Annotated in this window: 14 protein-coding genes; 5 read left to right on the top strand and 9 right to left on the bottom strand. The window is 64.8% G+C overall.

All coding sequences use genetic code 11. The annotated features are described in order from the left end of the window. Positions 1-54: 54 nt before the first annotated feature. The 5 genes from AWB80_RS30580 to AWB80_RS30600 form a co-directional block, all read right to left on the bottom strand. The gene (locus AWB80_RS30580; protein ID WP_061178436.1) at positions 55-1,434 is read right to left on the bottom strand and encodes a sigma-54-dependent transcriptional regulator; all 1,380 of its coding nucleotides are present in this window, start codon (positions 1,432-1,434) and stop codon (positions 55-57) included. Next, positions 1,419-2,888 carry a sensor histidine kinase gene (locus AWB80_RS30585; protein WP_061178437.1) on the bottom strand — a complete coding sequence of 490 codons (1,470 nt, stop codon included), beginning with the start codon at positions 2,886-2,888 and terminating at the stop codon, positions 1,419-1,421. Before AWB80_RS30585 ends, AWB80_RS30580 begins: the two co-directional genes overlap by 16 nt. Positions 2,889-2,946: 58 nt before the next feature. After that, positions 2,947-4,497 carry an MFS transporter gene (locus tag AWB80_RS30590; protein ID WP_061178438.1) on the bottom strand — a complete coding sequence of 517 codons (1,551 nt, stop codon included), beginning with the start codon at positions 4,495-4,497 and terminating at the stop codon, positions 2,947-2,949. A 39-nt stretch (positions 4,498-4,536) separates the two neighbouring features. Next, positions 4,537-5,526, bottom strand: a complete 990-nt coding sequence (locus tag AWB80_RS30595) for an MBL fold metallo-hydrolase (RefSeq protein ID WP_061178439.1) — start codon at positions 5,524-5,526, stop codon at positions 4,537-4,539. A 69-nt stretch (positions 5,527-5,595) separates the two neighbouring features. Further along, positions 5,596-6,054: a DUF4437 domain-containing protein gene (locus AWB80_RS30600; RefSeq protein ID WP_061178440.1), complete on the bottom strand. Its 459-nt coding sequence runs from the start codon at positions 6,052-6,054 to the stop codon at positions 5,596-5,598. A gap of 290 nt (positions 6,055-6,344) precedes the next feature. Between AWB80_RS30600 and AWB80_RS30605 the strand changes: the two genes are divergently transcribed. Further along, on the top strand, positions 6,345-6,911 hold the full coding sequence (locus tag AWB80_RS30605; protein WP_061178441.1) for a cysteine hydrolase family protein: 567 nt from the start codon (positions 6,345-6,347) through the stop codon (positions 6,909-6,911). Positions 6,912-6,918: 7 nt separating this feature from the next. Here AWB80_RS30605 and AWB80_RS30610 read toward each other — a convergent pair whose 3' ends face one another. The 4 genes from AWB80_RS30610 to AWB80_RS30620 form a co-directional block, all read right to left on the bottom strand. After that, positions 6,919-7,824 carry a LysR family transcriptional regulator gene (locus AWB80_RS30610; RefSeq protein WP_061178442.1) on the bottom strand — a complete coding sequence of 302 codons (906 nt, stop codon included), beginning with the start codon at positions 7,822-7,824 and terminating at the stop codon, positions 6,919-6,921. Positions 7,825-7,964: 140 nt separating this feature from the next. Then, positions 7,965-9,455, bottom strand: coding sequence for a SulP family inorganic anion transporter (locus AWB80_RS30615; protein WP_061178443.1), 1,491 nt, complete (start codon positions 9,453-9,455; stop codon positions 7,965-7,967). Then, positions 9,430-9,645 carry a hypothetical protein gene (locus tag AWB80_RS43555; RefSeq protein ID WP_143328165.1) on the bottom strand — a complete coding sequence of 72 codons (216 nt, stop codon included), beginning with the start codon at positions 9,643-9,645 and terminating at the stop codon, positions 9,430-9,432. Before AWB80_RS43555 ends, AWB80_RS30615 begins: the two co-directional genes overlap by 26 nt. Positions 9,646-9,845: 200 nt before the next feature. Further along, complete coding sequence (locus AWB80_RS30620; RefSeq protein WP_061178510.1) at positions 9,846-10,154, bottom strand: DUF4148 domain-containing protein; 309 nt, start codon at positions 10,152-10,154, stop codon at positions 9,846-9,848. Positions 10,155-10,334: 180 nt separating this feature from the next. On the opposite strand from AWB80_RS30620, the gene AWB80_RS30625 reads away from it, so the two are divergent. From AWB80_RS30625 to AWB80_RS30640, 4 genes are all read left to right on the top strand, one after another. After that, positions 10,335-10,643, top strand: coding sequence for a hypothetical protein (locus tag AWB80_RS30625; RefSeq protein ID WP_061178444.1), 309 nt, complete (start codon positions 10,335-10,337; stop codon positions 10,641-10,643). Positions 10,644-10,831: 188 nt separating this feature from the next. Next, on the top strand, positions 10,832-12,493 hold the full coding sequence (gene mdcA, locus AWB80_RS30630) for a malonate decarboxylase subunit alpha (RefSeq protein ID WP_061178445.1): 1,662 nt from the start codon (positions 10,832-10,834) through the stop codon (positions 12,491-12,493). Then, the gene (locus AWB80_RS30635) at positions 12,493-13,371 is read left to right on the top strand and encodes a triphosphoribosyl-dephospho-CoA synthase (RefSeq protein WP_061178446.1); all 879 of its coding nucleotides are present in this window, start codon (positions 12,493-12,495) and stop codon (positions 13,369-13,371) included. The genes mdcA and AWB80_RS30635 overlap by 1 nt, the downstream gene beginning before the upstream one ends. 8 nt (positions 13,372-13,379) lie before the next feature. Continuing rightward, a complete protein-coding gene (locus AWB80_RS30640) occupies positions 13,380-13,688 on the top strand; it encodes a malonate decarboxylase subunit delta (RefSeq protein WP_061178447.1) in 309 nt (102 codons plus the stop codon). Position 13,689 lies beyond the last annotated feature (1 nt).

A 13,689-nucleotide genomic window follows, 5' to 3' on the forward strand; every position in this document is an offset into this window, starting at 1 on the left:
CGCCGTGCAGTGTCGGGAAAGCGGACGCGTGCTGTCCGGTTTCCCGACACCCGCTCACGCATCGGACATGCCGAGGTTCGCGAGACGCGTGTAAAGCGATTGACGGCTGATGCCGAGCCTGCGCGCCGCCTCGGCGCGATTGCCGTCGGTGAGCGCGAGCGCGCGTGCGATCAGCGTGCGTTCGAGCTGGGCGAGTGCGTCGTCGAGTGAAAGCTCGGCAAGGCCGGCAGGGATTGCGTCGATGGTGGCGCTCGCGGCCGTGTCGAAGAGAAAGGCGAAGTCGTCGCGCGTGAGCAGCGCACCCGGCGCGAGCGCGCTCGCCCGCTCGATCGCGTTCGCCAGCTCGCGCACGTTGCCGGGCCACGCGAAGGTGACGAGCATGCGCTGCGCATCGGCGGAAAGACGTTTGCGCGACGCATCGGGCGATCCCGCGAGCATCGACAGGAAATGTTCCGCGAGCGGCAGGATATCGGCCACGCGCTCACGCAGGGGCGGCAAGTGCAGCGGGATCACGTCGAGCCGGTACAGCAGATCGCGCCGGAACGCGCCCTGCGCGACCATTGCAGGGAGATCGCGGTGCGTGGCGGCCACGATGCGTACATCGACGGCGACCGGCCGGTTCGTGCCAAGCGGCGTGACCTGCCGCTCCTGAAGCACACGCAGCAGCTTGGCCTGCATGGCGAGCGGCATGTCGCCGATTTCATCGAGAAAGAGCGTGCCGCCGTGCGCCTCCTCGAAGCGCCCGCGCCGCTCCGCATGCGCGCCAGTGAACGCGCCCTTGCCGTGACCGAACAGCTCGCTTTCGAGCAGATCCTCCGGAATCGCCGCGCAGTTCACGGCGACGAACGGCCCACTCGAGCGCGCCGACGCCCGGTGCAGCACGTGCGCCGCCACTTCCTTGCCGGTGCCCGTCTCGCCGGTGATGAGCACCGTCGAGTGGGTTCCCGCCGCGCGGCCCAGACGCTTTTGCACGTCGCGCATGGCTTCGCTCACGCCGAGCAGTTGCGGCTCGCGCGAGGCCGTTTCATCCGCGAAGGCGGGCGTCGCGGCGTCGGGCGCATCGGGATGCGCCGCCAGCATGCGTTCGAGCAGCGCGGCGATCTCGTCGCGGCCGACCGGTTTGGTCAGATGCTCGAACGCACCGAGCCGCATCGCGCCGATGGTGTTGTCGCTCGTCGCGTGCGCGGTGAGCATCACGACCGGCACGCGTTGCAGGCCGTGCGCGCCGCGCAGCGATTCGAGCACCGCCAGACCATCCGTGCCCGGCAAACGGAAGTCGAGAAAGATGCAGTCGGGCGCTTGCCGCTCGCGCAGGCGTTCGAAGGCCGCTTCGCCCGAACGCGCTTCGAGCGGCGTGTGGCCGAGGTCCTGCACGGTTTCGGCGAGACCTTCGCGAAAGGCGTCGTCGTCGTCGATGATCAGTATGGTCGCCATGGCAAGTCGATCACGAAGCAGGTCAGGTTCGAATCCTCCGCGAGATACGCGCGGCCGCCATGCGCCGAAGCGATCTCCCGCACCACGGCCAGGCCCAGCCCGGAGCCATCCGGGCGTCCCGTCACGAACGGCTCGAAAATACGCTCGCGCTCGGCCGCGCTCACGCCGGGGCCATCGTCGGTCACTTCCAGTCTGAGGCGTTCGCCGTCTGCGCATTGTGCGCTGCTCGCGCGCACTGTCACGTGGCCGCCTGGCGGCGCATGGCGCAGCGCGTTCACGATCAGGTTGTCGAGCGCGCGCGCCAGTTGCGCGGGATCGAAGACGGGTTGCATCGCGCCGGCTTCGATGTCCGCGCGCAGCGATATCGCGCGGCTTTCGGCGCTCGCTTCATGCGTATGTACGATATCGCCGAGCCACGCGTGCAGATCGACGGCGCGCGCGTTCACGGTCACTGGCTGGGTGAGCGCGAGCAGGCTCGTCACCTGCGCCTCGATGCGCCCCACCTGCTCGATGATCGTTCTGAGCGCGGCTTCGCGGCGCGCGCCGTCGCCGGCGAGCGCGTTTTCCGCCTTCAGGCGCATCGCGCCCGCGGGATTGCGGATCTCGTGCGCGATCTGGGCCGCCATCTTGCCGAGCGCACCGAAGCGTTCGGCCTGCGCCAGTTGCGTGCTCAGCGCGTTCGCTTCGCGCCGCAGGCGCTCGGTGCGCTCGACATAGCGATTGAGTGCATCGACGATCTGGTCGAGATCGCGCTCGCCGAGCCGTTCGAGCCGCCTGCCCTGCTCGAATCCGCCAGCGGGCGCGAGCGCCTGTTCCAGCCGGGCGAGGTTGCGTCTCCAGCGTCTGAGCGCCAGGGCCAGAAACAACGCCAGCACGACGATGATCGCGAGCACGCCCGCCAGAATGGTCGCGGCGCGCTCGCCGTACGGGCCGAGCGGCGGCCGCGCGCGCGTGAGCATCCACGCCTGCAGGCCCGCGTGGCGCGGCACCGGACAGGCTACGGCGATCACGGCATCCGCGCCGCTCGAAACGACATCGACCTGCATCTGGCCCGCACTCGCGGCGTTCTTCAGCGTGCGAAGAATGAGCGGCGTCTCGGCCTCGGGGATGTCGCGCTTGACGCCGCTGCCTTCGTAGGTGGGAAACGCGTACGCGAGGAAGCCGTTCGGCGCGTCGTTCCAGAAACCGCCTTCGATGCCCTCGGTGCGAATCAGCACGAGATCGAGCACCGCGTGCATGAGATCGACGTTGGTTTCGCCGGGGCGCTGCATCGACAGATCGTAGCGCGATGCGATCGCCGTGCAGGCCGCCGCCGCCTGATGCTTCGCCGCCGTGACGCGCTCGCCGAGCGCGGACGAAAGCATCAGCCACACGGCGGCCGTAAGCAGGCCGCACAAGACGGCGACGAGCACCCAGAGCGCGAAGAGCTGCGTGGAAAACGACGGTCGGGGCATGAAGAGCCTGAACGCGGATGGAGTTGGAGCCTGTATGAGCAAGTCTCTTGCCACCGTCTCATCGACGACGAAATATCAGAAGGCTCAGACCTCCCAGCAGCCAGGCACCGATGCCCCCGTACATCATCGTCCAGCCGAACCCATGCGTTAATGCGGCGCGCAGGACGGCTCCCGACGGGTCGAGCGCATGCAGGGTGGCGATGCCGTCGCGAGACGCATCGAGGTCGCCCGCGACAACTCGCTCGGCGAGCCGGCGCAGCAAGGTTGCATCGATGATCGCGGGCAGATGCGCTCTTAGCTGGCTCAGGATACCAGCCATCAGGATGGCGCCCATCAACGCGATATTCACCGCGAGGGTGAGCATTCGCGCCGTCATGTCGATGCCCGACGCCATGCCAGCGCGCTCGGCCGGGACGGCGCCCGTCGTCGTGTTCGTGACGAGCGTATTCGTCAGACCGAGGCCTGCCCCTGCGAACAGGCATCCGGGCAGCATCGTCAGCGCACTCGGATGCGCCGCGACGCTTCCGAGCTTCATCAGGAGGAAGCCGAGCCCGATGGTAAACAGGCCAGCCGGGATTGCGACAGCCGGCCCGAAGCGCACGACGAGACGCTCACCGAGCGGCGGAAAAATCAAGGTCGGCACGGTATAGGCAAGAAGCGCCAGACCGGTGGTCATGGGATCGTAGCCGAGCCCGACCTGAAAGTAGATCGGAATGTAGATCATGAACGGCCAGAAGCTGAAGTTCATGCCGATCGAGCCCATCAGCGCGCCGGAAAATCGTGGCGATCCGAAGACCGAAAAATCGAACGCGGGTTGTTTGCTCGTTCGCTCGGCCCGGATGAAAGCGGCGAAGGCCAACGCCGACCCCGCGATGATCGACAGCGTGTATGCGCTCGTGAAGCCTTTTTCGGGGCCTCGCGTGATGGCGAACACAAGCCCGAATACGCAGAGTGAAAGCGTGATGATGCCGGGAATATCCAGCGCCCGTGCGGCGCCATGGCGCGATTTCTCCACGCCGAACCACAGGAGCAGGAATGTCGGCGCCGCGAGAAGCGCGTGGATCAGGAAAACCCATTCCCAACCCATCCGATCGACGAGCGCGCCGCCGATCGTCGGCCCGAAGCCGAGCCCGATGCCGAGCAGGACGCCCCATGCGCTGAACGCCCTGGCACGTTCGCGACCCGGCGCGAACTGATTCGATAGCACAGCGACCTGGCTGATCAGCATCGCCCCGCCGCTCGCACCTTGCAGCGCTCGACCGACGATCAACGTGGGAACGTCCTGAGCCAGGCCGCAGAGCAGCGAAGTGAATCCGAACATGGCAAGACTGATAAGGAATACGATTCTTCTTCCAAACCGGTCCACGAGCGCACCGGTAGCCATCAGGATGGACGTGACGGCCAGCGTGTACGCGTTCACGATCCATTGCATGTCCTCGAAGCTGCTGTCGAAGATGCGCTGAAGGACCGGCAGCGTCACCGGCACGCTCGATATCTCGAGACCGAACATCAACGACGTGAGACATATTGCGGCCAATGCGAGAGTGTTTCTGCTCAACGCGAAGCGGCGCGAGCCGCTCTTGGACGTTTCAGGTTCTGCTGATTCCACGATTTGCTTTCCGATATTGACTACGGCGTTAGAGGATCTTCAGTCCGGGTTTTCGATTCGCAGCGCCTGAATCATCGAAAACGCATGATGCGGCGTCCATACGTCCGCGCCTCCGAGCCGCTCGGTCCAGAGTCGTCCGTCGGACGTTGGAGTCGAGAGCATTTCGTTGGTCGCCTCCTTGATCGCCTCTTCGAGATATCCGTCCATCAGCGCCCATACGTTCTCCGTCCCCGTTCGCGCCGCGATGTCTTCGATGCGAACCGATGCCAATGCCTTGCGAGAAACCGCGCGCAACTGGTACACATATTCCCGCTGCGCTTCGACGTCCGCCCGCGTGCCGTAGCGTGTGAGGTGGCCGCAGACGATCACATCGAAGTCGTAGGAGAGCAGCGTGTCGTGCGCGTGCAGGTATTCGTGAACATCGTTGGCGACCGCCAGATGTCTGAACGGCACCCACCCTGGAAACACCACATCGACGAGCATGAGAACCTTTCGATTCGGCTCGTAGATGAAGATGTTGCCGGGCTGATGGATGTTTCCGTGGTAACGAAGCTCGAGCCGGGTGGTTCCGAGTTCCAGCACATATTCGTCGTCGAAGGTGACGGTCGGCACGGGGCGCCGCGCGTCGCCATATTCGCGCAACTTGTCTGCCGTGCTTCGATGCGCGATCCGGATCGCGTTCCGCGGAAAAATATCCGCAGCGCCGATATGGTCGAAGTGCGTGTGGCTGTAGATCACATGCGTGACCGGTTCGGTCGTGACCGACGCGATGGCGGGCAGCAGGGCGTCACGCAACGCGGGCGGCGCGTCGGCCACGATAACCCCTTGTCCCGTGACGATGAACATCGCATCGTATCCGCCGGCACTGATCCAGAATATGCCGGGCTTGATGTTTTCGAGCCGGTAGCCGTCTGGACCAGGCGTCTGTCCCAGCGACGACTTCGGAACCGCAGCGAACGTCCCTTCGCAACGAACGAGCTTGTATCGAGGCGCTTCCACGCCGCCGGAATCGATAGCATTGGTAGTCATGGAATCTCTTATCACGATAGGAATCCGAATCTTATTGGAACCGTCAAATCATGCCGTGAGAGCCAAGGCTCACTTCGCCGGCAGATAATCGAAAGGGCCTTTGGACGTGACGAAGAAGATGCACTCGGTCTGCGAGATGCATTTCGTGACGTGTTGTTCACCACCCTTCTGATACCAGTACGAGCCGGCGGCAAGCGGATGATCCTGCTTCGAGCCAGGCGCTTCGTTGGCGACCACGCCGGCAATGACGACACCGTAGTAGGAGTAGGTGTGCGTGTGAACGCCGCTGGCAGTGCCGCCAGCCATCTTGATGTAGTTGCTATGAGCACTCGCCGCCGGATCGCCCCAGCCGTTTGCGATGGTCAGACCTTCCTTGTTCTGATAGAACTTCAATTCGGTCACCGGCACGATCTTCGAGTTGTCGGCATAGAGATCGGGCTTTTCGCCGGCTGTCGCGGCGAGGACGGGGATTGCCGCGAGCAATGCAGCCGCTGCTGCGAGTCGTTTGGCTTTGGTTGCGAATGACATGGTGTGTTCCTTTGCGTTATCGGATGGATGGAGCCAAGTATGGGTCGTCAAGGGAATGTGAGAAACAAGGCCAGCACGAAAGGATCTTTCGCGAAACGAGAAAGGCGGGCACTGATCTCGTTGCGCGAACAGTGCTTTCTGCCATTCGCGGATTCCATCGGTCGCACTGATCGGGCAGCATTTTGCCTGTGGCGACGTAGCCGCCATCTTGCAGAACGCAACGAGCGCTGCTACGCGAGCCAGGCCCGCCTTCGGGCCTAGTCCCTATTCAATTCCGAGGTGAAACGAACATGACGAAGCGAGCACTGGTCGTAGTAGATATTCAGAACGATTACTTTCCCGGAGGGAAGTGGATACTCGATGGCGTTGAAGCCGCGGCCGATAATGCGCATGCCGTCATCGAGTCTTTCAGAGCGCACGGCGATCTCATCGTCCATATCCGACATGAGAGTCTCGCCAAGGACGCGGCTTTCTTCCTGCCCGATACTGACGGCGCCCAGCTGCACAAGAAGGCAACGGCTCTGCCCGGCGAGCGGGTAATCGTGAAACACCACATGAACCCTTTTCGCGAGACGGATCTTCGCGAAATTCTCGATGCTCAGGGAATCAGGGAAGTCGTGGCCATCGGAGCTATGAGCCATATGTGCATCGACGCCGTCACGCGCGCGTCAGACGACTTCGGCTTCGAGACCACCGTGATTCACGATGCCTGCGCCACCCATGCGCTCGAGTTCAGGGGCGTGAGTGTCCCGGCCGTTCAGGTGCATGCCGCTTTCATGGCGGCGTTGAGTTTCGGTTACGCGAAGGTTGTCTCCGCAGCTGAATTTTTGAGTTCTGAACGCAACCGAAACGCGTAGGCGACGGCTATGCGTACCACAGCGCCTTGTTCGCCCTCAAGGTTTCGACCGCGAGGTCGACGAACACGCGCACCTTCTGATTGACGTGCTTGCCCTCGCGATGCACCACGTGAATGGGAAGCGTGGCCAGCTCGTGTTCCGGAAGCACGACCCGAAGCTTTCCTTCCGCCAGCGCGGATGCGATCTGGCAGGACAGCAAGCACACGATGCCCAGCCCCGAGAGCGCGGCCGACATCGCCGAGTCGTTGGTCGTCGTGATGAGGCGGGGTTGAATCGGCACGGTACTCGACTTCGCGTCGCCGCGAAAACGCCACTCGGGCGATGGCGTCGAAGGCAACGATTGAATCGTCACGTGTGACGCGAGATCGTCCGGATTCTGCGGCTCGCCGCGTGCCTCCAGATAGTCGGGCGATGCGCAAAGCAGGCTTCGCACCTTGCCTACAGCAATTGCCTGAAGTGAGGAATTCGGCAAGTTGCCGATGCGAATCGCAACATCGACGCCTTCATCCACCAGATTCACGGTGCGGTCCAGAAACCAGCAGCTTGCGCTGACATCCGGATACCTCGCGAGATACTCCTGCACGATTGGCGTCACATGTGCGTTTCCCAGAACGATGGGGGCAGTCACCGTCAACTGGCCGCGCGGCGACGTACGCGCGCCGGAGGCGGCCAGTTCCGCGGCCTCTACGGTCGCAAGCACGCGGCGGCATTCATCGAAAAAAGCGGCGCCTGCGTCCGTGGTTCGAACGATGCGTGTCGTGCGGTTCAGAAGGCGCACGCCGAGATGCTCCTCGAGCTCGTTGACGAGGCGGCTGATCACGGACGTCGAGACCTGGAGTTTGCGTGCCGCCGAGGAGAAACCTTCCGTTTCGACGACCGTCACGTACGTCGCCATAGCCTGCAGTTTGTCCATGTTCGATGCCGATCTCCATGATGACGACTCGCCCGTTGAATCGGACCGGGTCGCGGGAAACCAGTTTATGGACGCATTGGGTTGAGTGGAATCCCTTCCTGGCGCATTTCGTATTTCGCGAAATGAGAACAATCAGAACGTCACCCCACGTTCAGCCTGCCGCTCAACCGGGCGTGAAACGCACGGCTGCGCTCGTCGAGACCGACCATCGTCACGTCGACGCCGTGCTTTCGATACTTGAGCTGGATCGAGTCGAGCGCGGCGACCGTCGACGCGTCCCATATCTGCGACTGCGTGAAGTCGATGCTCACCGTGGCCGGGTCGATCGCGTATTCGAACCGCTCGACCAGATCGTTGCTGCTGCCGAAGAAAAGCGGCCCGTGCACGTCGTAGCGCACGCTCTGGCCATCGTCGGAGACCGTGCGCACCGTGCGGATCACGTGCGCCACGCGCCGCGCGAACAACACCGTCGCCAGCAGCACGCCGCCCACCACGCCGACCGCCAGATTGCCCGTGTACACCGTCAGCGCGACCGAGAGCAGCATCACCGACGTTTCCATCCAGGGCATGCGGCGCAGCGTTGCCGGATGCAGGCTGTGCCAGTCCACCGTTTTCACGGCGACGACCATCATCACGCCCGCGAGCGCGATCATCGGGATATGCGCCATCACCTGGCTGAGTCCGGTGATGAGCAGCAGCAGGGTCGCCGCCGCCGCGAGCGTGGATAAACGCGTGCGCGCGCCGCCGATGCTCACGTTCACCACGGTCTGCCCGATCATCGCGCAGCCGGCGATGCCGCCGAACGCACCCGCGCCGAGATTGGCCAGCCCCAGGGCCCACGACTCGCGCGACTTGCGCGAGCGGGTTTCGGTCATCTCGTCGACCAGCTTGGCCGTGAGCAGGCTTTCGAGCAAGCCGACGAATGCGATGGAAACGGCCGTCTTCCAGACGATCTGCAGCGTCGATAAATCGAACGGCACGGTCCACGCGGTGAGACCGGGCAGATCCGACGGCATCGGACGGTCGCCGCCGACGGTCGGCACGGCCCAGTGCAGGCCCACCGCGATCAGCGTCGTCACGATGATGGCGACCAGCGGCGCAGGCACCGCGCGCGTCACGCGCGGCCCGATCAGCACGATCGCCAGCGTGAGCGCGAAGAGCACGTACACGGTGGGCGGCTGGCCGACGAGATGCGGTATCTGCGCCCAGAAAATCAGTATGCCGAGCGCGTTGACGAAGCCGAGCATCACCGAGCGCGGAATGAAACGCACGATGCGCGCGAGGCCCAGCAGACCGAACGCAACCTGGACGAGCGCGGCGAGCAGCACGGCGGGCAGGATATAGCCCGCGCCGTGCGCATGCGCCATGGGTCCGACGACGAGCGCGACCGAACCGGCCGCCGCGGTGACCATCGCCGGCCGCCCGCCGAACAGCGACGTCACGACCAGCAGCACCACCGATGCGAACAGCGCCGAGCGCGGCTCCACGCCGGAGACGAATGCGAAGGAGATGACTTCGGGAATCAGGGCGAGACTGGTGACGATGCCCGCGAGCATCTCGCGCGTCCATTCGATACGCGACTCGGGGGCCGCGATGCGCGGCGCGTCATTCCCGGTGACGGGCTTGTTCATGTTCGATGCCGATGGTGAACGCACGCAGCGCGGCCCCGAGGATGGAGCGGCGCGTTTGCCGTGCTGGAGGACTTCGTGAAGTGGGCAGCGCGGGGAATTTTAACAGGCTGGTGAAATCGTCCCCGGCGAAGTCAGCGCGCGCGCTGGCCGCTTCGATGCGCGCGGAATCGCCGGCGAGACTCGATCGCATGCTCCGCAAGATTCCGACCGATGAGGACGCGAACGGTCCCCCGCGCCTCCCGCGACGGCAGACGTGGAAACCTCCGACATCCACAGGCTAACCGTCAGATAAATCGGCGGAGCGAGCGGCTTCGCCCGACGGCGCAGGTGCCGCGGTTGAACGCGCAAGCGCTCCATGTCGCTCCCGAACGATCATGCGGGATGCGAACGCTACTGGCTGGCGCCCGCCCCGATTCCCGCCTTCTTCTGCGCGTCCTGCAAATTCTGCGGATAGTTGGGATCGTTCGCCCGGCCCGGGTTGTAGCCGGCATCCTCGAGTTTCTTCAGTTCGGCGTTCTTCTTTGCGCGCGCCTGTTTTCGCGCGGCTTTTTTCTCCGCCTTCGTCGCCGGCGCGGCTTGCGTAGCGTCGGTTGCGGTCGAGCCGGTATCCTGAGCGTAGGAAAGCGGGGCAACGGAAGTCGCCACGGCGCCCAGGAAGAATGACACAGCAAGGCTTGCCAGTTTCGTTCTCACATCGATTCTCCGGTCGGCTGGGAAAACGTACGTTTCAGGAAGTATAGAGCGTTCGTGTCGACGTTGCGCCGTCGGTGGACATCGTTCAGCATTGCAGATCACTTCTTGTCGACTGGATAGTGAAACTACATGCCGCAGGAGTAAGCTTTCGGTGCTGGACCTCAATTCCTGGACGGAGACCGTGCGATGAGCATCGCTTCTGAATCGTCATTGCAGACGCTGGCCGCGCTGCTGGAAGTTTCGCTGGAAAAGGGCACGTGCGTGGTCATGGTGCGTCGCGGCACCGGGGAATGTTCGGTCTACATCGGCAATCCGGGCGATGAGGACGCGAAACTGACCGGCCACGGAACCATCCCGACGGCGGTCGCCGAGGAACTGCTCGTACTGACCCAGGCAGGGTTGAACCGGATGACGGTCGGCGATCAGACGTACCGGTTCTTCCGCAGCTTCACGCAGTTCTCCGACCTCGGCGCCGTGGTGTTCGCGCCGACCTGAGACGCCGAAAACCGCGCGCGCGGGAAAACCCTCACCCCGCGCAGCCGGCCGCTCTGCCCCGCCCCGCGCGGCGCACGCCGCATTGCACCACCGATCATTAACCTGCGGATAACGAACGCATCCTCAGGGTGATTGAACACACCTTTGCCGCTCCCTAGACTCGCCTCAAGTCCTGAGCGAGAGTCCACATGTCCAGTCAAAGTCAGTCCCCGTCCCGCTGGGCCACGCGCCGCGCGGAGAAGCATCGCCGGCTCGCGCGGGTTGCATCGATCGCGGATGGCATGGTGCTGCCCGGCGAGCGCATCGTCGAAGTCCTGCAGGCGCTCGTCGCGCCGGGCGACCGCGTGGTCGTCGAGGGCAACAACCAGAAGCAGGCGGATTTTCTGTCGCGTTCGCTCGCGCAGGTCGATCCGGACATCGTCCACGACCTGCATCTCATCATTCCGAGCGTGAGCCGCGCCGAGCATCTCGATCTGTTCGAGCGCGGCATCGCGAGAAAGCTCGACTTCGCGTACGCCGGCGCGCAAAGCCTGCGCATCTCGCAGTTCCTGCAGGACGGCATCCTGGAGATCGGCGCGATCCATACCTACATCGAACTGTATGCGCGGCTCTATGTGGACCTGACGCCGAACGTCGTGCTGTGCGCGGGCTACAAGGCGGATCGCGAAGGCAATCTCTATACGGGTCCGAGCACCGAGGACACGCCCTCGCTCGTCGAAGCCGCCGCGTTTCGCGACGGCATCGTGATCGCGCAGGTCAACGAGATCGTCGACGATCCGAAGGATCTGCCGCGCGTCGATATCCCCGGCTCGTGGATCGACTTCGTGGTGCAGTCGGACAAGCCGTTTTTCATCGAGCCGCTGTTCACGCGCGATCCGCGCCTCATCACGCCGATACAGGTCCTGATGGCGATGATGGCGATTCGCGGCGTCTACGAGCGGCATCAGGTGCAGTCGCTCAATCACGGCATCGGCTTCAATACGGCGGCGATCGAACTGATCCTGCCGACCTACGGCGAGAAGCTCGGCCTCAAGGGCAAGATCTGCCGCCACTGGACGCTGAACCCGCATCCGACGCTGATCCCCGCGATCGAAACCGGCTGGGTCGAGAGCGTGCACTGCTTCGGCGGCGAACTCGGCATGGAAGCCTATGTCGCGGCGCGGCCCGATATCTTCTTCACGGGCCGCGACGGTTCGATGCGCTCCAATCGCACCATGTGCCAGCTCGCGGGGCAATACGCGGTGGACATGTTCATCGGCTCGACGCTGCAGATGGACGGTGAAGGCAATTCGTCGACCGTCACGCACGGCCGGCTCACCGGCTTCGGCGGCGCGCCCAACATGGGCCACGATCCGCACGGCCGCCGCCACGCGAGCCCCGCGTGGCTCGATCTGCTGCAAACGGACAGCCCGCTGGAGCGCGGCCGCAAGCTCGTCGTGCAGATGGTCGAAACGTTCCAGGCGGGCGGCCAGCCGACCATCGTCGAATCGATCGACGCGGTCGAAGTCGGCCGCGAATCCGGCATGCCGCTCGCGCCGGTCATGATCTACGGCGACGACGTCACGCACGTGCTGACCGAGGAAGGCATCGCGTATCTGTACAAGGCGCGTTCGCTCGAACATCGCAAGGAGATGATCGCGGCCGTGGCGGGCGTCACGCCGATCGGCCTCAGGAGCGATGCAAGCAAACTGGCCGCGCTGCGCCGCGACGGCTTCGTCGCGCTGCCGGAAGACCTCGGCATCCATCGCAGCGAAGCCAGCCGGTCGCTGCTCGCCGCGAAGAGCATGGCGGATATCGTCGACTGGTCGGATGGCTTGTACGAACCGCCCGCACGCTTTCGGAGCTGGTGATGCGCGCGAACCTCGCAATCAACGCAGCGCACGCGCCAAATCTGGCCGCGCATTTCGGCGCGCATGTGGTGGAAGCGCTGATCGACGAAGTGACGCTCGCGCCGAAACCCGGCCTCGTCGATATCCGCGGTCGCGGCGCGCATCACGATCTCGACTGGCAACTGATGTGCGCATCGGCGCTCGCGTTGCAGCCGACCTTCGTCGAACTGGCGCGCGCGGGCATCGAAACGCAAGCGCTGCCCGCGCTGCGTGAGCGCATCGGCGCAATCGGACGCGACGGCGAAGCGCGCATGTTCGATGCGACCGGCGGCGTGAACACGCATCGCGGCGCGATCTGGGCGCTCGGCCTGCTCGTGACCGCCGCCGCACGCAATCCTGACGATCTCGCGCCACGGGCTGTCGCCGCGCGCGCGGGTTCGATCGCCCGCGTGCAGGATCGCCACGCGCCCGCGATCACCGGCAACAAGGGCGAACAGGCCTGTCTCGACTACAACGTCGGCGGCGCGCGCGGACAGGCGCAGGCAGGCTTTCCGCATGTCGTGGATGTCGCGTTGCCGGAACTCGCGCGCTCGCGCTCGCGTGGCGACAGCGAAACGGCCGCGCGCCTGAACGCGCTGCTCGCCGTGATGGCGAGCCTCGACGATACCTGCGTGCTCGCGCGCGGCGGACCGGATGCGCTCGCCGACCTGCAGCACGGCGCGCGCCGCGTGCTGGAACAAGGCGGCGCGGCGGCGCTCGCGGGCCGGCGCGAACTGAAGGCGCTCGACCGGCGTCTCGTCGAACTGCATGTCTCGCCCGGCGGCGCCGCCGACCTGCTCGCCGCCGCCCTCTTTCTCGACCGGCTTCAACGCGAAGCCCTTCCCACGACGAAGGCATAGGAACGCATATGGAAACCATCGTCCTCGAATTTCCGGCGGGGCAGCCCGCGCAAGGCCGCGCGCTCGCCGGCGTGGTCGCCTCGGGCGACCTCGAAGTGCTGCTCGAAGCGAACGCCGCGCACCGCACCGTGGTGAACATCACGACGTCCGTCGACGGCAAGGGCCGCCTCTGGCACGCCGTGCTCGAACGCATCTTCGGCGACGGCTCGCTGCCCGCCGCGAAGCTCGAAATCAACGATTCGGGCGCGACGCCGGGCGTCGTGCAGATGCGTATCGGGCAAGTCCTCGAACAACTGCAATCCAACGGCGGAGCGTGAC

It is taken from the genome of Caballeronia pedi, assembly GCF_001544915.2.
Classification (GTDB): Bacteria; Pseudomonadota; Gammaproteobacteria; order Burkholderiales; family Burkholderiaceae; genus Caballeronia; species Caballeronia pedi.

What these genes read in the sequence shown, in the direction of transcription:
- AWB80_RS30580 (WP_061178436.1), bottom strand. Translation starts at nt 1,434, where the DNA reads ATGGCGACCATACTGATCATCGACGACGACGACGCCTTTCGCGAAGGT.
- AWB80_RS30585 (WP_061178437.1), bottom strand. Translation starts at nt 2,888, where the DNA reads ATGCCCCGACCGTCGTTTTCCACGCAGCTCTTCGCGCTCTGGGTGCTC.
- AWB80_RS30595 (WP_061178439.1), bottom strand. Translation starts at nt 5,526, where the DNA reads ATGACTACCAATGCTATCGATTCCGGCGGCGTGGAAGCGCCTCGATAC.
- AWB80_RS30600 (WP_061178440.1), bottom strand. Translation starts at nt 6,054, where the DNA reads ATGTCATTCGCAACCAAAGCCAAACGACTCGCAGCAGCGGCTGCATTG.
- AWB80_RS30605 (WP_061178441.1), top strand. Translation starts at nt 6,345, where the DNA reads ATGACGAAGCGAGCACTGGTCGTAGTAGATATTCAGAACGATTACTTT.
- AWB80_RS30610 (WP_061178442.1), bottom strand. Translation starts at nt 7,824, where the DNA reads ATGGACAAACTGCAGGCTATGGCGACGTACGTGACGGTCGTCGAAACG.
- AWB80_RS30615 (WP_061178443.1), bottom strand. Translation starts at nt 9,455, where the DNA reads ATGAACAAGCCCGTCACCGGGAATGACGCGCCGCGCATCGCGGCCCCC.
- AWB80_RS43555 (WP_143328165.1), bottom strand. Translation starts at nt 9,645, where the DNA reads ATGCGATCGAGTCTCGCCGGCGATTCCGCGCGCATCGAAGCGGCCAGC.
- AWB80_RS30625 (WP_061178444.1), top strand. Translation starts at nt 10,335, where the DNA reads ATGAGCATCGCTTCTGAATCGTCATTGCAGACGCTGGCCGCGCTGCTG.
- mdcA (WP_061178445.1), top strand. Translation starts at nt 10,832, where the DNA reads ATGTCCAGTCAAAGTCAGTCCCCGTCCCGCTGGGCCACGCGCCGCGCG.
- AWB80_RS30635 (WP_061178446.1), top strand. Translation starts at nt 12,493, where the DNA reads ATGCGCGCGAACCTCGCAATCAACGCAGCGCACGCGCCAAATCTGGCC.
- AWB80_RS30640 (WP_061178447.1), top strand. Translation starts at nt 13,380, where the DNA reads ATGGAAACCATCGTCCTCGAATTTCCGGCGGGGCAGCCCGCGCAAGGC.